Origin of the sequence: Luteimonas salinisoli (genome assembly GCF_013425525.1) — a bacterium.
GTDB lineage: Bacteria > Pseudomonadota > Gammaproteobacteria > Xanthomonadales > Xanthomonadaceae > Luteimonas > Luteimonas salinisoli.
The window spans coordinates 52,759-75,401 of sequence record NZ_JACCKA010000072.1 but is presented as its reverse complement, the minus strand read 5'-3'; the positions used below and the strand labels follow the sequence as shown (position 1 = coordinate 75,401).

Below are 22,643 nucleotides of genomic sequence, written 5' to 3'. Positions count from 1 at the left end.
CGGCGGATCGGCAGCGCCATCGCGCGCTGCTACAGTGTGCGGCCCGCCCGCGGCGCCACCGAAATACGAGCATGACGACGACGCTCCCTTCCTATCCGATCGGCACGCCAGGAGTGCCCTGGGGCCCTGCGGAAATCGGCGCCTGGCTGTCGCGACAGACGCGCCGGCGCAGCTACCGGGCGGACGTGCTGGACGCGATCGAGCGCCTGCGCCCGCGCCACGACGTGGTGGAGTACGGCCGCCTGGACTACCCGCCCGACGGCTATCCGCTGTACGCCCTCCGTAGCCGCGACTGGCGCGACGACCTGCCCGTGGCCCTGGTCACCGGCGGCGTGCACGGCTACGAGACCAGCGGCGTGCACGGGGCGCTGCAGTTCGCCGAGGACCATGCGGCCGACTACGCCGGCCGGATCAACCTGGTCGTCGCGCCGTGCGTGAGCCCATGGGCCTACGAGCGGATCCATCGGTGGAATCCGCAGGCGGTCGATCCCAACCGCTCGTTCCGCGAAGACAGTCCCGCGCCGGAGGCGGCCGCTCTCATGCGCCTGGTCGCGCCGCTGCGCGATCGCGTGCTGGTGCACGTGGACCTGCACGAGACCACCGACACCGACGAGTCCGAATTCCGCCCGGCGCTGGCCGCGCGCGATGGCGTCGAGTTCGTGCCCGACGGGGTGCCGGACGGCTTCTACCTGGTGGGCGACAGCGAGAACCCGCAGCTCGAGTTCCAGCAGGCGGTCCTCGCTGCGGTGGCGCGGGTCGCCCGCATCGCGCCGGCCGACGACGAGGGGCGACTCATCGGCTCGCCCATCGTCGTGCCGGGGCTCATCCAGTACCCGGTCAAGCGCTTGGGCCTGTGCGCCGGCCTCACCGGCGCGCGCTACGTGACGACCACCGAGGTCTATCCGGACAGCCCCAGCGCCACGCCGGAGCAGTGCAACGCCGCGCAGGTGGCGGCGATCCGCGCGGCACTGGATTTCGCGCTGGCCTGAACGGCCAGGCGCGCGCCGGGGCGAGTTTCGGCCGACCGTGCGCCGGTGCCGGCCCGTTCCGGCCGGTGACGACCGGCATGGTACGGCCGGCTCGCGCGGTGACCATACTCCGCTTCGGAGTTGCCACGCAGCGAGGGGAAGGCCATGCGCCGACGCACGAAGGTCCTGGGATCCGTCGTTGCGCTGCTGGTCGTGGCGCTGGGCGCGACGGCCGTGATGCTGAGCCGCGACGGGGCCTGCCCGCCCCCGGCCGGGTTGCCGGAAGGGGCGGTGCCGATGCAGGCGGTCCGGGCCCACTGCTACGGCTCGGTCGAGGTCCTGGCGCTCGAACGGGTTGCGCGCCCCGCGCCTGGCGACGACGAATTGCTGGTCCGGGTGCACGCTGCCGGCGTCAATCCGCTCGACTGGCACTACATGCAGGGCAAGCCTTATTTCATGCGGTTTTTTTCGGGCATCGGCCGGCCGGAGGATGCGCGGGCGGGGGTGGATTTCGCGGGCACCGTGGAAGCCGTCGGCCGTGACGTGCGACGGTTCAAGCCTGGCGACGCGGTGTTCGGTGGCCGCAGCGGCGCCTTCGCCGAGTACCTGGTGGTGAAGGAGGGCGGTACGGTGGCGCACAAGCCGGCCGGCATGAGTTTCGAAGAGGCGGCCGCGATTCCCGTCGCGGCCGTGACCGCGCTGCAGGCGGTGCGCGACGCGGGCCAGGTGCAGTCCGGCCAGCGGGTGCTCGTCAACGGCGCGTCCGGCGGCGTGGGCACGTATGCGGTGCAGATCGCCAAGGCGCTGGGCGCGGACGTGACCGGTGTCTCCAGTACGCGCAATCTCGAGCTGGTCCGCGCGCTGGGCGCCGACCAGGTGATCGACTACACGCAGGCCGATTTCACCGCGGGTGCGGAGCGCTACGACGTGATCATCGACAACGTCGGCAATCGCCCGCTGCGGGCGTATCGACGTGCGCTCGAGCCCGACGGGATCCTGGTCATGGTCACCGGGCCCAAGGCGGATCCCTGGCTTGGCCCCATCTCCCGGGTGCTGTGGGCGAAACTCTCCTCTCCGTTCGTCAGCCAGACCCAGGCCTCGCTGTTCGCGGACCTGAATCCGCAGGACCTGGAGGTGCTGCGCGGGATGGTGGAGGCCGGCTCGCTCCGGTCGGTGATCGACCAGCGCTATGCGCTCGCCCGGGTCCCCGAGGCCATCGCCTACCTGGAGCGGGGAAGGACGCGCGGGAAGAACGTCGTCGTCGTGTCCGCGGCCGGATCCTCCGAGCCGTAGCGGCAAGGAGGAGGCGCATCGACCCGGAAAGGGATCGGCAATGAATGGCCGGATCCATGCAAGGGCTGCGATGCGAGACCGCGGTGCGCCGCTTCCGGGAATGTCGGCCGGCATCGTGCGGCGGCGCGGGGTGGTGCCGGCGTGCGGATCCGGCGCGCCGCCGGGATTCTCGATTGCGATCGATATCACATCGAGCGATTTCGGGGCGCGCTAGGTTCTGGATGCCCGCCAATGGGCGAAACCAAGGAAGACCGATGACTTCGAGACTGAAGCTGCTCGCTGCCTGCGTGTTCACCGTGGGCATCGGCGCTGCTACTACCGCATTCGCCTGTACCGATGCGCAAAGGAGGTTCTGCAATCAGCAGCTGGCGGAATGTCAAGCGAGCGGCGGCACCGCGTGCTATCTCAAGCACACGCGTTGCCTGCAGAACTTTGGATGCGCTCCCCCCTGATCGCCTGAGCCGGTTCGGTGGGGCGCGTTCCGCCGCCACGTTCGCCGCCGTCGTCGCAAACGAGGGCGGCGTTTCATCGCGCAGGCCGGTGTCAGGCAAAGCAAAAAAACGGGGTCAGGGACAATCTCGACCGTCGGGCGCTGCGCATGCGCGAACGACGGCGACGCCAAGTGTCCCCGGCACGATGGTTCGGCAAGGCGAAATTGTCCCCGGCACGATTTTTCTGGCACCGTTCCGGGACCGTCGCTCCAGGAGGCCCGCATGACCAGCCCGCCGCGCAAGACCGCCAGCGATTTCGATCCCGAAGTGCTGCGCCTGTTCGACCAGTACGTGCATGGCGCCATCGATCGTCGCGGATTCCTCGCCGGCGCGGCGCGGTTCGCAGTGGGCGCGACCACCGCTGCGGGGTTGCTGGCGGCGCTGAGTCCGCGCTTCGCCCAGGCGCAGCAGGTCGCGCCGGGCGATCCGCGCCTGGCGGCCGAATCCCTGGAGTTCGATGCCCCGAAGGGCTACGGCCGCGGGCGCGGCTACCTGGTCCGGCCGGCGCAGGCCGATGGCCCGCTGCCCACGGTGCTGGTGGTGCACGAGAACCGCGGACTCAACCCGCACATCGAGGACGTGGCGCGGCGCATCGCGCTGGAGGGCTACATCGCCTTCGCGCCGGACGCGCTGTTCCCGCTGGGCGGCTATCCCGGCGACGAGGATGCGGCCCGCGCGCTGTTCCCGCAGCTCGACCAGGAGCGGACCCGCGAGGATTTCATCGCCGCGGCGACGCTGCTGCAGGGCATCGAGGGAAGCAACGGGCGCCTGGGCGTGGTCGGCTTCTGCTACGGCGGGGGCATGGCCAACTACCTGGCCACCCGGTTGCCCGGGCTGTCCGCCGCGGTGCCGTTCTACGGCAGCGCCGCGCCGCTGGAGGACGTGCCGAAGATCCGCGCCGAGCTGCTGGTGGTGCTGGCCGCCCACGACGAGCGCATCAACGCGGCCTGGCCGGCCTACCAGGAGGCGCTCGAGGCGGCGGGCGTGACCTGGTCGCTGTACCAGCCGGCCGATACCCAGCACGGGTTCAACAACGACACCACCCCGCGCTACGACGAAGCCGCCGCCGCCGAAGCATGGCGGCGGATGCTGGCGCTGTTCCGGCGGACGCTGCGGGATCCGGCCTAGTCGCCGCGGTGCAGCCGGGCGGCGGGTTCCGGCCGCGGCCCGAATGCCGGGTTCACGATCGGCAGATGGAGCCTGTTCCACCATGGGGCAGCGTCGCCGGGCCGACTCCGGCCGCGGCTGCCGACACGTCGAAGGAGGACAGCATGAACACGCATTCCACGAGCTTCCGCAACCGCTGGCACGCGTGCCTGTGCGTCATCGCGATCGCCGCCGTGGGCGCCACCGCTTCGGCGCACCACGGCTGGAACTGGGCGGTGGAGGCGCAGAGCACGCTCGAGGGGACCATCGAGTCGATTTCGATGGCGCCGCCGCACCCGTGGCTGCAGGTGAAGGCCGCCGACGGCAGCAGCTGGCGGGTCGACCTGGGCAATCCGTCGCAGACCGAGCGCTCCGGCTTTCGCGGCGACACCGCGCAGCCCGGCGACCGGATCACGGTGCTCGGCAACCGCTCCAGGGAGGCCGACCGGCGCCACATGAAGGCGGTTCGCATCACCCTGGCCGGCGAACACTACGACATGTATCCGGAGCGCCTGCAGACGCCGTGAGCGTGTCCGTCGCCGCGCTGCTCGGCTGGCTCGAAGCCTGGCCGGGCGCGCGCTGGCTGCAGGACTCCGGCACCGCCTACCTGTTCGTCAATGCCGCGCACCTGCTCGGCATCGCGCTGCTGCTCGGGAGCATCCTGCCGCTGGATCTGCGCCTGGTGTTCGCCGGCGCGAACGAGCGCCTGGCGATCCTGGCGCGATCGGCGGTCCGGGTGGCGGCGACAGGGCTCGCGCTGGCGATCGCCACCGGCGCATGGCTGTTCAGCGTCCAGCCGCTCGCCTACCTCGGCAACGCGGCATTTCGTTGGAAGCTGGTGCTGCTTGCACTGGCGCTGGCGAACATCGCCGCGCAGCACCGCCTGCTGCGCCGGCGCCCGTGGCCGCGGAACCCCGGCGATGTGCCGGCAGGCATGCGCATGCTGGCGGGCCTGTCGGCGCTGCTGTGGACGGCCACGCTGGTGGCCGGCCGCTGGATCGGCTTCGTCTGAGCCGGGGCCGGTGTCTCGCCCGGCCGGGTCTCCCCAACCCTTGGCACTGCCCGGTGCGATGGGATCTGCGGTAGAAAGCCCGGTCGTCCCACGGACCGGCGCCCGTTCATTCCGGAGATCCAGCCTTGAAGAAGACCATCCTTTGCGCCGCCACCGCGCTCGCGCTCGCCATGACCGCCGCCGCGTCCGCCGGCGACCGCTGCCTGGATACCGACTGCCAGGTGGTGATGCTGTTCGACGATGCGCCTGCCGCCGCGGGCGGCGCGGGCGAGGCGATCGCGTCGCCGCGCTTCGGCACCTGGGGCATCGACACCGGCGGCATGGATACCGGTGTCCGGCCGGGCGAGGACTTCTTCGCCTACGTCAGCGGCAACTGGGCCGCCAGCACCGAGATCCCGGCCGACCGCTCCATGTACGGCTCGTTCCTGGCGCTGCGCGACCTGTCCGAGGCGCGGGTGCGGCAGCTGGCCGATAGCTACGTGCCGGGCGACCCGGCCGCCGGCGACGACCGGGTCAAACTGGCCGCCCTCTACCGGGGCTTCCTGGACGCGGATGCCGTGGAGGCGCTGGGCGCCGCGCCGCTGCAGCCGCACCTGGACGCCATCCGGACGGCGGCGGACAGGGAGGACGTGGCGCGCCTGATGGGCGGGCGCAACGCCGGCTTCGGTGGCAGCCTCTTCGCCGTGGCGGTCTCCGACGACCAGCGCGACCCCGACCTCTACACCCTCTACATGAGCCAGTCGGGCCTCGGCCTGGGCGATCGCGAGATGTACCTGGACGAGAAGTTCGCGCCGCAGCGCGAACGCTACGTGCAATACATCGCTCAGATGCTGGAACTGGCCGGTTGGGACGATCCCGCCGGCGACGCCGACGCCGTCATGGCGATGGAGACCCGCATCGCCGAGGCGCACTGGACCCGCGCCGAGAGCCGCGACCGCGACAAGACCTACAACCCGGTGCTGCTGGCCGAGTTGGACGCGACGGCGCCCGGCTTTCCCTGGGGCGCGTTCCTGGAAGCGGCCGGCGTGGACTATGCCGAGCGCGGCGTGATCCGCCAGGACACCGCGTTCCCGAAGCTGGCGGCGATCTTCGCCGACACCGACCTCGCCACGCTCAAGGCCTGGCAGGCCTTCCACACCGCGGACAACGCCGCACCGCTGCTTTCGGGCGCGTTCGTGGACGCCGAGTTCGAGTTCCGCAGCAAGTTCCTCTCCGGCCAGCCCGAACAGCGTCCGCGCTGGAAGCGCGCGGTGGAGTACACCTCCTCGGCGATGGGCGAGGCGCTGGGCCGCGACTACGTGGCGCTGTACTTCCCGGCCGATGCCAAGGCCAAGATGGATGAGCTGGTGGCCAACGTGAAGGCGGCAATGGGCGCGCGCCTGGAGCAGCTCGACTGGATGAGCCCCGCCACCAAGGCCGAGGCCCGTTCCAAGCTCCAGGGCTTCGGCCTCAAGATCGGCCACCCGGACACCTGGCGCGACTACGGCGGCCTGCAGCTGGCCAACGGCGACGTGTTCGGCAACGCCGAGCGCGCCCGCGCCTTCGAGTGGGACTACCGCCGCGTGCGCATCGGCAAGCCGGTGGACAAGGGCGAGTGGGGCATGACCCCGCAGACCGTCAACGCCTACTACAACTCGGTCAAGAACGAGATCGTGTTCCCGGCCGCGATCCTGCAGCCGCCGTTCTTCGACCCGGACGCGGATCCGGCGGTGAACTACGGCGCCATCGGCGGTGTGATCGGCCACGAGATCATCCACGGCTTCGACGACCAGGGCCGCAAGTCGGACGGCGCCGGGCTGCTGCGCGACTGGTGGACCGCTGAGGACGCGGCCAAGTTCGAGGCGCAGGCGGCCAGGCTCGGCGCCCAGTACGAGGCCTACGAGTTCCCGCAACTGCCGGGCATGCGCATCAACAGCCGGGTGGCGATGGGCGAGAACATCGGCGACCTGGGCGGGCTGACCATCGCCCTGGAAGCCTACCGCCGCTCGCTCGACGGCGGCCAGGCCCCGGTGATCGACGGCTTCGCCGGCGAGCAGCGCCTGTTCATGGGCTGGGCGCAGGTGTGGCGCACGCTGTGGCGCGACGATGCGCTGCGCCAGCAGCTGGTCAACGGTACCCACTCGCCCGGCCACATCCGCGCCTTCGCGCCGCTGCGCAACATCGACGCCTGGTACGACGCCTTCGGCGTCGCCGAGGGCGACCCGCTGTGGATCGCGCCCGAGGAGCGGGTCCGCATCTGGTAGGCCCGGCCGAGGCGCTTGCGCGCGACCAATTATCGGACTAAAGTCAGGCAATGGATGCCGGCCAGGTTCAGCAGGTACGCAGCTTCAACCGTGCGGTGACGCGGCGGATCGGCGTGCTGAGCGACAGCTATCTCGGAGGCGGCCGTCCGCTCGCGGAGGCGAGGGTGCTGTTCGAGATCAGCCGCGACGGTGCCGACGTACGCGACCTGCGGGCGCGGTTGTCGCTCGATTCCGGTTATCTCAGCCGGCTGTTGCGCTCGCTGGAGGGGCAGGGCCTGGTGACCTCCGACCGCGCCCGCGACGACCGACGGGTGCGGCGTGCGAAGCTGACGCGCAGGGGGCTGAAGGAAGTGGCCGAGCTGGATCGCCGCTCGGAGGAGTTCGCCGGTTCGCTGCTGGCGCCGCTGGGCGATGCGCAGCGCGGGCGCCTGGTGGCTGCGATGGCGGAGCTGGAGCGGCTGCTGCGCGCCTCGGCGGTGACGGTCGCGCCGGCCGATCCGGCAGGAGCCGATGCGCGCGCCTGCCTCGAGGCGTATTTCCAGGAACTCGACCGGCGCTTCGAGACCGGGTTCGATCCCTCTCGCAGCGTTCCAGCCGACCCCGAAGAGCTCGTCCCTCCCCGTGGCCTGCTGTTGCTGGCGCATCTGGACGGCCAGCCGATCGGTTGCGGCGCGCTCAAGGCGGAGGGAGCCGGCGTCGGCGAGATCAAGCGCATGTGGGTGGCGCCCGAGGCCCGGGGGCTGGGAGTGGGCCAGCGCATCCTCGAGGCGCTGGAGGCGCATGCCGCCAGGACCGGCCTCGACGTGCTGCGGCTGGACACCAACCGCGGGCTCGCCGAGGCGCGGGCGATGTACGTGCGCAACGGCTACCGGGAGATTCCGCGGTACAACGACAATCCCTACGCGCACCATTGGTTCGAGAAAAGAGGGCTGCGGCAGCGGTGATCGGGCGCCTGCAGCGCTCGCCCGCTGCAGCGGTCCGGAGCGCTGCGCACTGCGCACTGCGCACGCCGGTGCCGGAAGGCGTGATCCGTCCCGCTCCCGGTCCCCGGCACCAGCCCGGAGCCGGGTGGCCGAGCGCAAGGCTTGACCTCAATCCGACTTCAGGTTGCACAGTGGCGCCCCCGATCGAAGAGGGTGCTTGCCCATGGTCTCGATGCTGCGCGACACCGTCACCTATCTGCAGCGCCTAGGCTACCGCCGGCCGCCGCCGCCCACGTTGGAAACCCTGCGCGACCTGCAGTTGCGCCATACCGCCGCCTTCCCGTTCGAGACGCTGGCCACGCTGCTGCGCGCGCCGGTACCGCTGGACCTGCCCGCGCTGGAGCGCAAGCTGCTCCATGACGGGCGCGGCGGCTACTGCTACGAACTCAACGGTCTGTTCCTGGCCCTGCTGCAGCATTTGGGCTATGACGCCCGGGCGCTCGCCGCGCGCGTGATCGAAGGCGATGTCCCCGGGGCCCGCACCCACCTGGCGCTGCTGGTGCCCATCGATGGCGTGCGGCATCTGGTCGACGTCGGTTTCGGCGGCATGGTGCCGACCGCGCCGCTGCTGCTGGACAGCCGCGAGGAACAGCCGACCCCGCACGAGACCTATCGGCTCGCCCGCCGCGATGGCGAATACGCCCTCGATGCGCGGGTGGCGGGCGAATGGCGCGCGCTGTACCGCTTCGACTTGCAGCCGCAGGCCGCCATCGACTGCGAGGTCGGCAACTGGTACGTGTCCACGCATCCCGACTCGCCCTTCCTGGGCCACCTGCGCGCGGCGCGCACCGGGCCGGGCATCCGCAAGGTGCTGCTGAACGGCCGCTACAGCGTCCACCGGGTCGGCGCCCGCAGCGAGCGCCGCGAACTCGCCGATGCCGACGCGGTCGTCGACGTGCTGCGCCGCGAGTTCGACCTGCGCGTGCCGCCAGGGCCGGGCCTGCGCGAAGCGATCGCGTTGCGGCTGCGGGAAAAGCGGACGGTGGCGAGCGCCGGATAGCAGGTGCCGACACCGGCATCGCGAGGCAGGCGGGACGGCTGCGGAACAATCGCGGCATGGGCTCGGCCGAGGCCCGGCGCCCTGCCGAGCGCCTGCAGGCCGTCGCCCAGTGGTTCGGTGATGGTCCGTCTGGGGGGCGGGCCCATCCGGGGCCGGTCGCACGCTTCAGGAGCGGCGTTGCGGCAGCGGCAGCCGGAACCGCATGACCCGCCCCACCAGCGACATCGCGCGCATCACCTTCGCCGTCTTCGCGTCGGCGGGGAAGAACGATTCGATCGCCAGTTCCGACAGGGTTACCTCCACCGGGGTGCCGAACACCGTGGTGGTGCTGAGGAAGGACAGCTCGCCGACCTCGCTGCGCAGGCGCATGGGCACGGCGATGGCGGCCGGATCCGGGGTCTCGTCGTGTTCCGGTGCGGGATAGCCGAGGAGTTCCTGCAGCAGCGCGTCGAGCACGTCGTCCCCGGAGGCCTCCACCTGCCTGCGCAGCCGATCGAGGAGGTGAGCGCGCCATTGGCCCAGGTTGACGATGCGCGGCGCCACCCCCTCGGGATGCAGGCTCAGGCGCAGGACGTTGACCGGCGGTACCAGCAGCTCCGGCGCCACGCCCCGGAGGAAGGGCGCCAGCGCGCGGTTGGCCGCCTGCATCTGCCAGTGGCGGTCGACCGCCAGCGCCGGATAGGGCTCGTGGCCGCGCAGCAGCCGGTCGATGGTACGCCGTGCCGCCTCCAGCCCGGAATCGTCGAGCGCACGCTCGCCATAGACCGGTGCGTAGCCGGCCGCGGTGAACAGGCGGTTGCGATCGCGCAGCGGCACGTCCAGGCGATCGGACAGGCGCAGCAGCATCGCGCGGCTGGGAACCGAACGCCCGGTCTCCATGAAGCTCAGGTGGCGCGACGAGATGCCGGCCAGGCCGGCGAGGTCTTCCTGGGAGAGCAGCCGGCGGCGGCGCCAGTGGCGCAGCTGCTCTCCCACCGGACGCTGTACGGAGGCGGGCGGAGTCATAGCTGCGACGATAGCGGATCGGCGCGTGCATGAGTCATTACTTCGCAGGTAATGGCGCACGGGACCGCGGCGGCGCAGCATCCTTCCAACCCCGACCAGAGGAGCCCAGCGATGTCCCTGCAGCGCATTTTCGCCGATCCGAAGTTCCCGCCCCGTCTGCTGCTCGTCGATGCTCTCGCCACCGGCGCGACCGCCTTGCTGCTGCTCGCCGCGGCCGATCTGCTGGCGCCGCTGCTGCAGCTGCCCGCGGGGCTGCAGCGCACCGCCGGCCTGATCTGCGTGCCGTTCGTGCTCTGGCTCCTCGCGCTGTCCCGACGCCCCACGGTGCCGCGCGGCGCCATGGCCGCGGTGGTGGCGATCAACCTGGCCTGGGTGGCCGGCAGCGCCTGGGTGGCGTTCGGCGGCACCTGGCAGCCTAGCCCGCTCGGCATCGCCTTCGTCTCCGCGCAGGCGCTGGTGGTGCTGGTCTTCGCCGAGCTGGGCTGGTTCGGCCTGCGCGCGACGCGCCCGGCGCCGCCGGTCCCGGCCTGAGGGCCAAAGCCGGCGCCCCAGACCCCCCCACTTTCGTCACGGGCCAGGAGCCGGCGGACATGCCCACAATCGATGGCTGGGACTTCCCGCCATCGAGGAATGCCGCAATGCCCACGACCCGCCGCGACCTGTTCAAGCTCGGCGCGCTCGCCGCCGCCGCCGCCGCGTTCCCCGCCGCCGCCGCTCGCGCCGCGACCCCAAGGGTGGAACGGGCGGCGCGGCCGCTGCGCATCCTGATCCTGGGCGGTACCGGCTTCACCGGGCCGTTCCAGGTCGACTACGCGCTGGCGCGCGGGCATCGGGTCACGCTGTTCAACCGCGGATCGCGGCCGTCGCCGGAATGGCCGGGCGAAGTGGAACAGCTGCACGGCGACCGGAACAAGGGCGAGCTGGGAGCGCTGGAAGGGCGCGAGTGGGACGTGTGCATCGACAACCCGACCAGTCTGCCGTTCTGGGTGCGCGACGCCGCCGACGTACTGCAGGGCAAGGTGGGCCAGTACCTCTTCATCTCGACGATCTCGGTCTATGCGGACGGCTCGCGCCCGGGTATCGACGAGGACGCCGCGCTGGCCGACTACCGCGGCGCCGATGCCATGGCCGAGACCATGGAAAGCCTGCGCGCCGACATGAGCCTCTACGGTCCGCTCAAGGCGCTGAGCGAGGCCGAGGCGCGCCGCCGGTTCGGCGAGCGCGCCACGATCGTGCGTCCCGGCTACATCGTCGGCCCGCGCGACGAGACCGACCGTTTCAGCTACTGGCCGCGGCGCATCGCCGCCGGCGGCGAGGTACTGGTGCCAGGCGACGGCAGCGACCCGGTGCAGATCATCGACGGACGCGACCTGGCCGAATGGATGATCCGACTGGCCGAGAACGGCACCACCGGCACCTTCAACGCGGTCGGCCCCGACTACCGCATGTCCACCGACGCGATGGTGCACGGCATCCACGCGGTGACCGGCGGCCCGGTACGCTTCACCCATGTGCCGGCCGAATTCCTCGCAGCACGCGAGGTCGGTTTCGGCGGCGAGTTGCCGGTCTGGTTCCCGGCCGCGCACGAATACGGCGGCTACGGCCAGGTCGACAACACGCGGGCGATCGCCGCCGGCCTCTCCTTCCGTCCGTTGGCGACCACCGTGGCCGACCTGCTCGCGTGGCTCGGCGGCCTGCCGGCCGAACGCCAGGCCGAACAGCGTGCCGGCATGAGCCGCGAGCGCGAGACCGAGTTGCTGCGGGCCTGGCAAGGCCATCGGCAGGCCGCCGGGTAGGCGCCGGCTGCCGTCCGCTCGCGGTTCGAACGGCGCAAGTCGCATGCGCCGCCGCGGATTGCGGAGCCATCGCGGTCGGGAACGGCGTTGGCATCGCCAGGCGCTCGCATCGAGAGCTGCCGGCCGCGGTTGCTGCGGCCTGACCTGGGGTTGACGCCGCGGCGTGCACACTGGCCGCCACGCCGTCGATCGGGCCAGCCATGCGCAAGCCACCGCAGAACCCCCACGACCTCAGCCGCCACGACCTGCCCGACATCCTGGGCACCATCGACGAGGAGGTGCGCCAGCGCTTCGGCGAGGGCGAGGTGGCGGACTACATCCCGGCGCTGGCCTGCGTGCCCAAGGAACGCTTCGGCATGGCGCTGGTCACCCTGGATGGGGAGGTGCACGCGGTGGGCGATGCCCGGGAACCATTCTCGATCCAGAGCATCTCCAAGGTGCATACCCTGACCCTGGGCCTGGAGGCGGTAGGCGACGACCTGTGGAAGCGCCTGGGCCGCGAGCCGTCGGGCGACCCGTTCAACTCGCTGATCCAGCTCGAGCACGAGAAGGGCATCCCGCGCAATCCGTTCATCAACGCCGGCGCGATGGTGGTGGCCGACGTCATCCTGTCCCACTACGACCAGCCCGAGGGCGCGCTGCTGCATTTCATGCGCGGGCGCTCGGGCAACCCCGAGGTCGGCCGCGACGATGAGATCTGGGAGTCCGAGCGGCGCAGCGGATATCGCAACGTGGCGCTGGCGAACTTCATCCGCAGCTTCGACAATATCGAGAACGACGTCGACGCGGTGCTCGATTTCTACTATCTGCAATGCGCGCTGCGCATGAACTGCGTCGACCTGGCGCGCAGCGCGCAGTTCCTGGCGGCGGACGGACGCTGCCAGGCTTCCGGCAAGCGGGTGACCAGCGAGGAGCAGGCGACGCGCATCAACGCCATCATGCTGACCTGCGGCACCTACGATGCCGCCGGGGATTTCGCCTTCCACGTCGGATTGCCGGCCAAGAGCGGGGTGGGCGGCGGCATCCTCGCGGTGGTACCCAGCGTGATGAGTCTGTGCGTGTGGTCGCCCGCGCTCGACGAGAAGGGGAACTCGCTGCTAGGCGGCTACGCGCTGCATCGCTTCACCCGAATGACCGGGTTGTCGGTGTTCTGATGCGCGGCGGGCGCGGGCAGGCGCTGCCGCGCACGCGGGTCCCGGGGCATGCCCGGCGCCGGCCGGCGCAGATGGTCCGCCGGATCCGTCGGGCGGCGCTGCCTATGCCGGCCGGCTTCTGGCAGGCTAGGCGCCTCCGATCACCACCGGGAGCAGCCATGGAAACCCAGGAAATCCACCGCGGCCGTCTGATCGACCACCTGCAGCTGATCGTGCGCGACCTGCCCGCCAGCCAGGCGTTCTACACAGCGGTGCTGGAGGCGCTGGACGTGCCGATGGGCGGCACCGGCCAGGGCTACTTCTGGGCCGACGAGCTGTTCGTGTCCACGGCCGACAGCGAGGCCGCGCGGGGCGAGCTCACCGGTCGCCATCATCTGGCCTTCCAGGCGCGCGATCGGGCAATGGTGGAGGCCTTCCACCGGGCCGCGCTCGCCAACGGCGGTTCCGACAACGGCGCCCCGGGCGAGCGCCCTTACCATCCGGGCTACTACGCCGCGTTCGTGCTCGATCCGGACGGCAACAACATCGAGGCGGTGTATCACGGCGAGGCCGAGCGCAGCGCCGCCTCGGTGAAGGTGACGTTCTAGGGCCGGATGCCGACGGCGCGCAGCGGCGCCAGATCTTCCTCGCCGCGCCTTTGATCGCAGCTGCAGTCTAGATGGCCGTTCTCCCCGAGGGAGGACCGCACCCCGACGCGTTCTTTTTCATGCGCGGGTTCGCCGATGCCGCCGCGCGCGAACGATTGAAGTCCTCGTTCTACGAAGGCGAAGCGTGGAAGCGGGAGCTGGAGCCCGTGCTCGTGCCGATGCTCGAAAAGCACGAAGTCGTCGTGGTGGAGGGTGCCGAGGGCCTGATCGCGTGGCCGGAGTCGTGAGCGGCAGGACCGGTTCGACCGTGCGCCCGGGCACCGCGCTGGCATGCGCGCTGGCGCTGGGGTTCCAGCCGGTGGAACTGGAGGTGGAAGGGCCCGCCGGGCGCCTGGAAGGCGTGGCGCTGCGGCTGTACCACCCGGCGGCACGGCAATGGAGCATGCACGACGGCAACCTAGCCGACGGGATCATGACCCGGCCGGTCGTCGGTGCGTTCAGCGACGGGATCGACGAGTTCTACGGCCAGGAGACGGTCGATGGGAGGGCGGTCCTGGTGCGGTTCGTGATCTCCGAAGTCACGCCGGACTCGGCCCGCTTCGAACAGGCGTTCTCCGTCGACGGCGGCAGGACGTGGGAGGTGAACTGGATCGCGCTCGATACCCGCTCCGGGGTGCCGGACAGGCCCTGGCGCGGTGTCCCGCGGGTTTTCTGCCGTCATGCCCGCGAAGACGGAGACCCCGCCACCTCGCCTTGCGCGGGCGAACCTCCATGGATGACCAGCGCTGCGCGCTGTCGTGAAGGGTCTTCGGCCCGCGTTCCGGAGCCGAGTTGGAGGTGGCGGGAGACGGCATCGCCCAGCAGGGCGACGCCGACGATGGCGAAGATCCACAGCGCCGCCTCGCGCGCGCCCCGTTGCAGGCGCTGGCGCCAGCGGGCGAAGCGCTCGTCGGTGCGGCTGCCGAGCAGCGCGTGCAGCGCCAGCAGCAGCAGCGGCGGCGCGACGAAGATGGCGTTGTAGGCGAGCAGCAGCGGCAGCCACTGCAGCGGGGCGAGATCGGCGGCCAGCATCAGCGCCACCGCGGCGAAATAGGGCAGTGCGGTGACCAGCTCGACCGCGGTCACGGTCATCCCCAGTGCCACGTAGCCGGCCAGGCGCCCTCCCGCGGGCGCATGCGGCTCCCGCGCCTGGTGCGCCGATTTCGGCGCGAAGATGCCGTAGGCCAGCAGCGCCGCGCCGAGCAGTCCCTGCACCAGCAGCGCGACCGGATGGTCGAGGGCGTCGCCGATCGCGTCGCGCAGGGCGCCGAAGCCGAGCATCATCGCGATGCCGAGCCCGAGGTAGGCCGCCAGGATGCCGGTCACGTAGGCGAGCAGCCGCGGCGCCGCCTGCGGCCGCGACAGCAGCCACAGTGCGACCACCAGCGCGGACGGGTTGAGGCTGTCCAGCAGTGCCAGCGCCAGCAGGGCGGGTAGCAGGGCGAAGTCCATGGTGGGGCCGGATCGGTGGGAGGAGCACGGATCATCGCCTGCCGGCGCCGGCAGGCGACAGGCCGAAAAGTACTTCTTCGCCGCTCAGCCGGCGACGCGGTTGCGGCCCGCATCCTTGGCGCGATACAGCGCACGGTCGGCGGCGTTGAACCAGTCGCGAAGCGACGACGCTCCTGCGCTCGAGCGGGCCAGGCCGACGCTGATGGTCGGGCGCAGGTCGGGATACTCGTCGAGGCGGAGCGCCTCGACCGCGCCGCGCAGGCGTTCGGCGATCGCCGCGCCCTGCGCCTCGGGCGTGGCGGGCAGCAGCACCACCAGTTCGTCGCCGCCGATGCGGCCGGCGCGGTCGCCGGGCCGCAGCAAGGCGCTCATCGTGGCGGCGATCGCCCGCAGCACCTCGTCGCCGGCGGCGTGGCCGTGGTGGTCGTTGACGCGCTTGAAGTCGTCGATGTCGATCAGCAGCAGGCAAGCCGGATCGTCGCCTGCAGCCCGCCCCTGCAGCAGGCGCTGGGCGTGCTGCTCCCAGTCGCTGCGACCCGACAGGCCGGTCAGGGTATCGGTGCGGTGGAGGCGGTCGAGCTCGCGGTTCTGCAGGCCCACCTTGCGGATCAGGCGGTAGCTACCGAGGCTGACGGAGATGGTGTGGATCAACAGCACCGGCAGGCAGGCGATGATCACCGGCATCGGCGTGTCCGGATCGAACGCACCGCCGGTGACCAGCGTCGTCGCTGCCATCGCGAGCAGCATTCCCGGCAGCGAGCGCAGCCACAGGCCGCGGATGCCGGTGCTGATCTTGTCGACCGTGGTCAGGGTGAGGATCAGGGTGCTGGGCAGCAGGTTGAAGTGCATCAGCGGCACCCAGCAGCCGGCCAGGGCCGAGTCGACCAGCAGATTGCGGGTCTCGGCGCGATACGGGTCAGCGCTGCGGCTGGCGGCCAGCCAAGCCAGTTGCGGCCACAACAGCGCGGTAGACACCAGGAACAGCCAGGTTCCGGCCGGCGCACCCTGCAGGTACAGCACCGTCGCCATCGGCACTCCGCCCAGCGCCATCCCCGCGACGCGGAACGGATAGATGCGGCGGTGCAGCGACGCGCGGGCGCCGGTCGCCCCGGGCCTCACCCCGCCGCCTCTCGTGCTTTGTGGGCGGTCTGTGTCATCCGTCGGCGCCCCCGTTCGCCGATCTCCCTGCCTGTCTGCCGGCAGCGAAGCCGGTCGCATCGGCCCCTCCGGAACCATGATGACGTCCTGGGGTCAGATCCGGAACCCCGGATCGACCAGGAACGTCCCTTGCGAACGCCGCTTTCCACGCCCGCCGTTCTCACCCATGCAGGTTTCGGGCCATGACCGACTGGTTCGCCAGCCTGAAGTCCATCGTCGGCCGCCATGAGCCTGGCGACGATACGCACGCGCTGCCCCGCGCCGCGGCGGCGCTGATGCTGGAACTGGCGGTGATCGACGAGGGTGGCGACCAGGCCGAACTGGACGTCGTGCACGACGCGATGCGGCGGACCTTCGGGCTCGATGCGGGCGAACTGCAGGAACTGCTGGGCCAGGCCCAGCAGGCGCAGCGGCAGTCGGTGTCGCTGCACGAGTTCACCCGCCAGCTGCGTACGGGCCTGGCCCCGGAGCAGCGTGCCGAGCTGCTGGAATGGATGTGGCGCGTGGCCTACGCCGACGCGCGACTGGAGCAGCAGGAAGAGCATCTGGTGCGTCGCGTGGCCGACCTGCTGGCGGTGCCGCACCAGGAGTTCATCCGGCGCAAGCTGGCGGCCCGGGGCGGTTGAGCGCAACGGACGGAGCCCGGGCGGCCGGGCCGCTCATCCCGCCGGCAACGACCAGCTGGAGCGGCTGCCGAGCGCGGCGCGGTTCGCCTCCAGCCATTGCCCGGCACGGTCCCGGCCCAGCGCGCACAGGGCGCGGAGCATGGCCGGGCGCGTGTCGAGTTTCGCCTTGCCGCCGGCATCCGCCAGCGACTCGCCGGGTTCCATCAGGTGCAGCCGCAGCGACTGCAGGCGCCGGCCCAGCGAGGTCAGCGCCAGCTTGCCGCGGATCAGCTGCTGGTTGGTGGCCAGTGCTTCGAGTTCGCGCAGGAAGGTGGTGGAGAAGGTCAGCTCCATCGCGCGGTCGGCGATCTCGCGGGCGCTGGACGGCAGGCGCGTGCGTTCCAGCGGCTGTACCAGGATGCACAGCAGGTCGCGCGCCCGCGCCTCGTAGACCAGCGGCGCCAGGGCCGGATTGCCGGCGTAGCCGCCGTCCCAGTAGGCGTCGCCGTCGATCTCCACCGCCTTGAACAGCTGCGGCAGGCAGGCCGAGGCCAGTACCGCCTCTCGCGTCACCCGCTCGCCGCCGAACAGCACCAGTGCGCCGTCGCGTACGCGCGTGGCCGCGAGGTGGAGGCGGAACGGCGGCGCCGCGCGCAGGCGTTCGAAGTCGATCGACTCGTCGAGAAGATCCGCCAGCGGGTTGAGGCCCAGCGGATTGAGCTGCGCGGGCGTCATGTGACGGGCGAACTCGGTCAGCCAGGCCACGCCCCCCGCGGCCGGCGGCAGGCCCCAGGAGGCGAGCGTGCCCTGCTCGCCGATGCGCTGCCAGATGCGGGCCAGATGGGCGCGCGCGCCGTCGCGCCCGTCCTCGATCCAGCCGTGCGCCATCGCCACGGCGTTGACCGCGCCGCTGCTGGTGGCGCTGACCGCCTCGATGCCGAAGGCGGACTCCTCGAGCAGGCGGTCCAGCACGCCCCAGGTGAAGGCGCCGTGGGCGCCGCCGCCCTGCAGCGCGAGCAGAAGGTCCAGCGATTGCGGTTGCGTCCATCGGCCGGGCATGCGCGTTCCCCGCGGCGAGCGTCGTACCGGGTATAGCACGCCGCTGCGACCGGCCATGGTGAGGCGAGGCGCCGTTCGCCGGAGTGGGCTTGTGGTCCCTCGGCTACGAATGTACTGCCCAGGTTGCCGGCGCCGACGCTCACCCATCTGGTGCTGGCCCGACGTAAGCTGGCGGCTGGCCCATCCGGTACCGCGCCATGACGATGCCTCGTTCCGCAGGGTTGCTTCCGCTGCTGCTGCTGGTCGCCTGCAGCGGCGCAATGGCGCCGGATCCCGGGCCGACGGACGCTGCCGCCGACCCCCTGGCGCAGGTCGGACGCTGGTCCCTGCAGGGCGCGACCGACGCGAGGGGCCAGCCGATCGCCGAGGTGCTGCCCGGCGGTCGCGCCCTGCACGCGCTGGCGTTCGGCGGCGGACGCGTGGCGATCGAACACGGCTGCAACCATATCGGCGGCAGCTATCGCATCGAAAGCGGCGGATGGCTGCGGGTCGGGGAGATGGAAAGCACGCTGATGGCCTGCGAGGACCAGGCGCTGATGGCGGCCGACGCTGCGGTCGCCGGGCTGCTGGAAGGCCGCGCGCAGTGGCGCATCGCCGAAAGCTACCCGGAACGGCTCGTGCTCGAGCACGACGACGGGCGCAGCAGTCGCTGGGTGGCCGACCGGCCGCCGCACTGATCGCCGCGCCTTCGCGGTGGCGTCGGAGCTCGGAAACCGCTGCCGGACGGGCGGGTCAGCCGCGCTCGGCGACCCAGGCGTCGACCTCGCGCTCCAGCAGCGTCAGCGGAACCACCCCGGTGAGCAGCACCCGGTTGTGGAACCCGCGCGGGTCGAAACGCTCGCCGAGGGCGTCGCGGGCCTTGTCGCGCAGGCGGATCATCTCCAGCTGGCCGACCTTGTACGAGGTGGCCTGGCCCGGCATCACCACGTAGCGGTCGACCTCCGAGGGCGGGATGCCGTAGTCGATCGCCTGCTGGCGGGTCCAGTGCATGGCGTGCAGGCCGGTATCGGCCACCAGGCGGCGGGCGCGGAACAGTTCCGCGTCCAGTTGCCCGAGCAGCCCTTCGGGATCGCCCTCGTACCAGCCTTCCTCCGCGGCCAGGCGCTCGGCGTACAGCGCCCAGCCCTCGCTGAAGGCGGAAATGCCGCCGAAGGCGCGGGTCTGGCGGAACTTCGGCAGGTCCCGGTTCTCCACCGACAACGCGATCTGGAAGTGATGCCCCGGCACGGTCTCGTGGTAGACCAGGGTGCGCAGGCCGAAATTGGTCAGCCTGTCCTTGCGCAGGGGCATCTGGTAGACGCCCGGGCGCGAGCCGTCCAGCGGCGGGGCGGTGTAGCTGGCGGCGGCGCTGGCCCAGCGGTACTCGGGGTAGGGCCGGGCGATCACCGGGGTCCGCGGGCGGATGTCGAACAGCGCGTCGGAACGCCGTTCGGCATCGGCGATCATGGTGTCGATGTCGGCCATGATCCGCGCACGGCCCTCGTCCGTCTCCGGATAGGCGAGATCGGTCTTCAAGCGGTCGACCCGTTCGCGTACGGTGCCCTCGCTGCGGCCGATCGAGCGCAGGATCGTGTCCATCTCCGCCTCGATCCGCGCCACTTCGCGCAGGCCGAGCTGATGGATCTGCTCTGCGCTCAGGTCGGTGGAGGTGAACTGGCGCAGTCGGTGCGCGTAGGCTTCGGCGCCGTCCTGGAAGCGCCACAGCCCGGCATCGTCGGTGGCGTCGGCGAGCTGCGACTCCAGGGTGGCGATGGCCTCCCGCCAGGCCGGGTACACCTCGCCGGCGACGATGGTCGTGGCTTCGTGCACCAGCGCCCGCCGCGCCGAGGCATCCAGCGCGTCCACGCCCTCGAGCCTTTCGGCGAACGTCGCGACCAGCGGGTTGCCGGCCGGGTCGGGCGAGACGAATTGCCGCATCTGTTCGATGGTGGCCTGGAGGATGAAGCGCGGCGGCAGGACGCCCTTCGCAGCCAGCTCGCGCGCGCGCTGCACCGCCTCGCCCATGCGCGTCTCGAACAGGCGCAGCCGCGCCAGGTAGTTGTCGGCATCGCCGGGGCTGCGCACCGGGTGCACCACGGTCATCAGGTTGGGCAGGCCGACGTTGGCGCCGCCGAACTGGTTGAGCGGGTACTGATAGTCGCTGTAGCGATCGCCCTCGACGTGATTGCGCAGCAGCCATTCCAGCAGCTCGGCCGAGACGCGCTCGTCGTCGCTCATGGCGGCGCGGTCGAACGCGGCCAGCCGAGTCAGGCCGTCGCGCGCCAGAGCCAGGGTTTCCTCGCGAAACTGCGAGGTCATCGGGGTGAGGTCGCGGTCCATGCGGTCCTGCAGTTCGCCCTCGAAGTAGCGGCTGCCGGTGGCGGCGGAGGGCTGCCGCAGCATCCATTCGTCGGTGTAGGCGTCGAAGAATGCGGCCACCGACTCGGCGGCGCGCGCGCTGTCCGCGGCGTGCGCCGCCGGCGAGGGCGACGGCCGGGGCGGCGATTGGGGCACGGATGCGCAGGCGGCGAGCATGGCCGCCGCCAGCGCCATGGCGAGGCGGAACGACAAGGATCGGGGGTCGCGATGCTGGGCCACGTCGTCCTCGCTGGTCGATGCTCGGGCCCTGGATTCTACGCACCGGGCTGCGGCGGGGTCGACACGCGGGGGGAACGATGCGCGCCAGCGCGTCAGATCGACGACAACCTGGCCTGGGCAGCTGCGTCGAGGCCGACGAACTCGCAGCCGAACTGGTGCAACAGCCTGCCGTGCTGGCGCAGGAGACGGACGTGCCGGACTCGCATCGCCACCTCGAGCGTTTCCGCTTCCGGCAACTCGATGGCGCATCTGGACAGTACGTCGCCGCAGACGAACGGCAGCGGCGTCTCCGAGGTGATCAGCGCCAGCCCGCCGCCGCCGATGTCGCGAATGGTGGTCCGCAGCGGGGCGTCGCGCCCCGCGCGGTCGCGGGAATGGATCCTGCAGACCAGGGGGTCGCACTGCGGCTCGCGCCGCGCGTCCCGGCGTCGCTGCACGTGCAGCAGGCGCGCGGGTAGGGGGATGCCGAGCGCCGGCGCACCGGCACGGGTGCCGGACACCGCCTCGCTGCCGAAACGCAGCAGCGCGCCGTCGAGCAGCCCCTGCAGCGAGACGTGTCCGGCGCCCAGCAGGCGCTGCAGCAGACCGCGATTGCGCGGCACGCCGAGCCACAGGGTATCGCCCTCGATCGCCAGCGGCGGCAGCGTCACCCCGGGCATGCCGGCGTCGGCCGTGGCGACTAGCGCACAGTGTCCATCGACGAGCCGCTGCAGCAGGTCGCGGATGATCCGCGGCTCGCGCAGCAGGCACTTGTCGTCCGTGGCGTCCGCCGTCAGCTGCCGCTCTGCGCTGGAAAGGGACCTCCCCATATACCCGATTACGGCAGCGGCACGCACAACTGTAGCGGTCGGAGCGACCGGTGCACGCGCGGACCGATCGGACGGCGCCGACCGCCGCAGTCGGCGATGCTACAGTGGCCAGCGCTCGGCGGCAGCGTCGCTCGCGCACACTGCGGACGGTTCCGGCGCCGGCGGGCTGGCGGCCGGTCCTCCGGCCGGGCTGCATGGCGACCGCGTCCGGCGGACGGCCGCGACTTTTCTCCCCGGGACCCAGGATCGGATATCGGTGACCCAATTTCGCTTTGCAGGCCGTTGCCACATCGTCTTCCTGGCCGCAGTGGTGCTCGCGCTCTCCGGCGGGACGCCCGCACGCTCGCAAGAGCGCCGCATCGCCCTCAGCTTCGACGACGCGCCGACTGTGGAGGGCGCGCTTTTCTCCGGCAGCCAGCGCACCGCGGCGCTGATCCGCGTGCTTGCCGGGGCCGGCGTGGAGCAGGCGGGATTCTTCGTCGTCACGCACGGCCTTTCCGGTGCCGCGGAGGAGCGCCGCCTGCGCGCCTATGCCGGGGCGGGCCACGTGCTCGCCAACCACTCGCACGGACACCGCTGGCTGTCGCGTACTCCGGCGGCGGACTACCTCGAGGACATCGACCGGGCATCCCGCGCGCTGGCGCCCTTCGAGGCTGTGCGGCCATGGTTCCGCTTTCCTTTTCTCGACGAGGGCGCCGACGCCGCGACGCGCGACACCATCCGCGCCGGGCTGGCCGAGCGCGGGCTGCACAACGGTTACGTCACCGTGGACAACTACGACTGGTACCTCGCCGCGAAGGTGGAGGAGGCGGTCGGCGCGGGCCGGGAGATCGACTTCGAGGCGCTGCGGAAGACCTATGTCGACATGCTGGTCGGTTGCGTCGAGTTCTACGATGCGATCGCGCGGCGGACGTTGGGCCGCTCTCCGGCGCACGTGCTGCTGTTGCACGAGAACGATCTGGCGGCGCTGTATGCGGGCGACCTGGTCCGCGCGCTGCGCGACGCGGGCTGGCGCATCATCGGCATCGACGAGGCGTACGCCGATCCGATCGCGCAGATGCAGCCGCGGACGCTGTTCAACGGGCAGGGGCGGGTGGCCGCGCTGGCGCATGCCGCCGGCACGCCCGCCCGGGGGCTGATCCACGTTTCGGAGGACGAGGCATGGATCGACGCGGCGGTCGAACGGGCGGAGGTCTTCGGCCCACGACCGGACAGCCACAGGTGACCGGTTCGGCCTGCCCGGGCGCCGGCCGGGCGGCGGGGCGC

At 71.5% G+C, this 22,643-nt stretch carries 22 protein-coding genes; 16 read left to right on the top strand and 6 right to left on the bottom strand.

The window, feature by feature from the left end; genetic code table 11:
• Positions 1–71 precede the first annotated feature (71 nt).
• The 8 genes from H0E84_RS12235 to H0E84_RS12200 all read left to right on the top strand — a co-directional run bounded on the left by H0E84_RS12235 (position 72) and on the right by H0E84_RS12200 (position 9,136).
• Complete coding sequence (locus tag H0E84_RS12235) at positions 72–989, top strand: M14 family metallopeptidase (RefSeq protein ID WP_180678924.1); 918 nt, start codon at positions 72–74, stop codon at positions 987–989.
• Positions 990–1,109: 120 nt separating this feature from the next.
• Positions 1,110–2,261, top strand: coding sequence for an NAD(P)-dependent alcohol dehydrogenase (locus H0E84_RS12230; RefSeq protein WP_219339721.1), 1,152 nt, complete (start codon positions 1,110–1,112; stop codon positions 2,259–2,261).
• A 713-nt stretch (positions 2,262–2,974) separates the two neighbouring features.
• Positions 2,975–3,880 carry a dienelactone hydrolase family protein gene (locus tag H0E84_RS12225; RefSeq protein ID WP_180678923.1) on the top strand — a complete coding sequence of 302 codons (906 nt, stop codon included), beginning with the start codon at positions 2,975–2,977 and terminating at the stop codon, positions 3,878–3,880.
• A 143-nt stretch (positions 3,881–4,023) separates the two neighbouring features.
• Entirely contained in the window at positions 4,024–4,425 is a 402-nt protein-coding gene (locus H0E84_RS12220; RefSeq protein ID WP_180678922.1) for a DUF6152 family protein, read from the top strand.
• Positions 4,422–4,910 (top strand): DUF6644 family protein, encoded by a 489-nt coding sequence (locus tag H0E84_RS12215; RefSeq protein ID WP_180678921.1) that lies wholly within the window; start codon positions 4,422–4,424, stop codon positions 4,908–4,910. The genes H0E84_RS12220 and H0E84_RS12215 overlap by 4 nt, the downstream gene beginning before the upstream one ends.
• 125 nt (positions 4,911–5,035) lie before the next feature.
• Positions 5,036–7,153: a M13 family metallopeptidase gene (locus H0E84_RS12210; RefSeq protein WP_257644200.1), complete on the top strand. Its 2,118-nt coding sequence runs from the start codon at positions 5,036–5,038 to the stop codon at positions 7,151–7,153.
• A 50-nt stretch (positions 7,154–7,203) separates the two neighbouring features.
• Positions 7,204–8,097, top strand: a complete 894-nt coding sequence (locus H0E84_RS12205) for a bifunctional helix-turn-helix transcriptional regulator/GNAT family N-acetyltransferase (protein ID WP_180678920.1) — start codon at positions 7,204–7,206, stop codon at positions 8,095–8,097.
• Positions 8,098–8,299: 202 nt separating this feature from the next.
• The gene (locus tag H0E84_RS12200) at positions 8,300–9,136 is read left to right on the top strand and encodes an arylamine N-acetyltransferase family protein (protein ID WP_180678919.1); all 837 of its coding nucleotides are present in this window, start codon (positions 8,300–8,302) and stop codon (positions 9,134–9,136) included.
• 165 nt (positions 9,137–9,301) lie between these two features.
• On the opposite strand, the gene H0E84_RS12195 is transcribed toward H0E84_RS12200, so the two are convergent.
• Complete coding sequence (locus tag H0E84_RS12195; protein WP_180678918.1) at positions 9,302–10,141, bottom strand: helix-turn-helix domain-containing protein; 840 nt, start codon at positions 10,139–10,141, stop codon at positions 9,302–9,304.
• A gap of 111 nt (positions 10,142–10,252) precedes the next feature.
• On the opposite strand from H0E84_RS12195, the gene H0E84_RS12190 reads away from it, so the two are divergent.
• The 5 genes from H0E84_RS12190 (at position 10,253) to H0E84_RS12170 (ending at position 13,965) form a co-directional block, all read left to right on the top strand.
• Entirely contained in the window at positions 10,253–10,672 is a 420-nt protein-coding gene (locus tag H0E84_RS12190) for a hypothetical protein (RefSeq protein ID WP_180678917.1), read from the top strand.
• A gap of 107 nt (positions 10,673–10,779) precedes the next feature.
• Entirely contained in the window at positions 10,780–11,937 is a 1,158-nt protein-coding gene (locus tag H0E84_RS12185; protein ID WP_180678916.1) for an NAD-dependent epimerase/dehydratase family protein, read from the top strand.
• 200 nt (positions 11,938–12,137) lie between these two features.
• A complete protein-coding gene (locus H0E84_RS12180) occupies positions 12,138–13,091 on the top strand; it encodes a glutaminase (RefSeq protein ID WP_180678915.1) in 954 nt (317 codons plus the stop codon).
• A 158-nt stretch (positions 13,092–13,249) separates the two neighbouring features.
• A complete protein-coding gene (locus H0E84_RS12175; RefSeq protein WP_180678914.1) occupies positions 13,250–13,678 on the top strand; it encodes a VOC family protein in 429 nt (142 codons plus the stop codon).
• A 71-nt stretch (positions 13,679–13,749) separates the two neighbouring features.
• Positions 13,750–13,965: a hypothetical protein gene (locus tag H0E84_RS12170; RefSeq protein ID WP_180678913.1), complete on the top strand. Its 216-nt coding sequence runs from the start codon at positions 13,750–13,752 to the stop codon at positions 13,963–13,965.
• Between the two features lie 430 nt (positions 13,966–14,395).
• Here the strand turns inward: H0E84_RS12170 and H0E84_RS12165 are convergent, their stop codons facing one another.
• Complete coding sequence (locus H0E84_RS12165; RefSeq protein WP_180678912.1) at positions 14,396–15,169, bottom strand: GAP family protein; 774 nt, start codon at positions 15,167–15,169, stop codon at positions 14,396–14,398.
• A gap of 84 nt (positions 15,170–15,253) precedes the next feature.
• The gene (locus tag H0E84_RS12160; protein WP_345776313.1) at positions 15,254–16,288 is read right to left on the bottom strand and encodes a diguanylate cyclase; all 1,035 of its coding nucleotides are present in this window, start codon (positions 16,286–16,288) and stop codon (positions 15,254–15,256) included.
• A gap of 221 nt (positions 16,289–16,509) precedes the next feature.
• Between H0E84_RS12160 and H0E84_RS12155 the strand changes: the two genes are divergently transcribed.
• Entirely contained in the window at positions 16,510–16,953 is a 444-nt protein-coding gene (locus H0E84_RS12155) for a tellurite resistance TerB family protein (protein WP_180678910.1), read from the top strand.
• A 33-nt stretch (positions 16,954–16,986) separates the two neighbouring features.
• Here the strand turns inward: H0E84_RS12155 and H0E84_RS12150 are convergent, their stop codons facing one another.
• Complete coding sequence (locus tag H0E84_RS12150) at positions 16,987–17,991, bottom strand: patatin-like phospholipase family protein (protein ID WP_180678909.1); 1,005 nt, start codon at positions 17,989–17,991, stop codon at positions 16,987–16,989.
• 197 nt (positions 17,992–18,188) lie between these two features.
• On the opposite strand from H0E84_RS12150, the gene H0E84_RS12145 reads away from it, so the two are divergent.
• Complete coding sequence (locus H0E84_RS12145; protein WP_180678908.1) at positions 18,189–18,668, top strand: META domain-containing protein; 480 nt, start codon at positions 18,189–18,191, stop codon at positions 18,666–18,668.
• 55 nt (positions 18,669–18,723) lie between these two features.
• Here H0E84_RS12145 and H0E84_RS12140 read toward each other — a convergent pair whose 3' ends face one another.
• Positions 18,724–20,541, bottom strand: a complete 1,818-nt coding sequence (locus H0E84_RS12140; protein ID WP_180678907.1) for a DUF885 domain-containing protein — start codon at positions 20,539–20,541, stop codon at positions 18,724–18,726.
• Positions 20,542–20,660: 119 nt separating this feature from the next.
• Entirely contained in the window at positions 20,661–21,377 is a 717-nt protein-coding gene (locus tag H0E84_RS12135; RefSeq protein ID WP_180678906.1) for a flagellar brake protein, read from the bottom strand.
• A 256-nt stretch (positions 21,378–21,633) separates the two neighbouring features.
• On the opposite strand from H0E84_RS12135, the gene H0E84_RS12130 reads away from it, so the two are divergent.
• The gene (locus tag H0E84_RS12130) at positions 21,634–22,602 is read left to right on the top strand and encodes a polysaccharide deacetylase family protein (RefSeq protein ID WP_180678905.1); all 969 of its coding nucleotides are present in this window, start codon (positions 21,634–21,636) and stop codon (positions 22,600–22,602) included.
• The last annotated feature ends 41 nt before the right edge of the window (positions 22,603–22,643 follow it).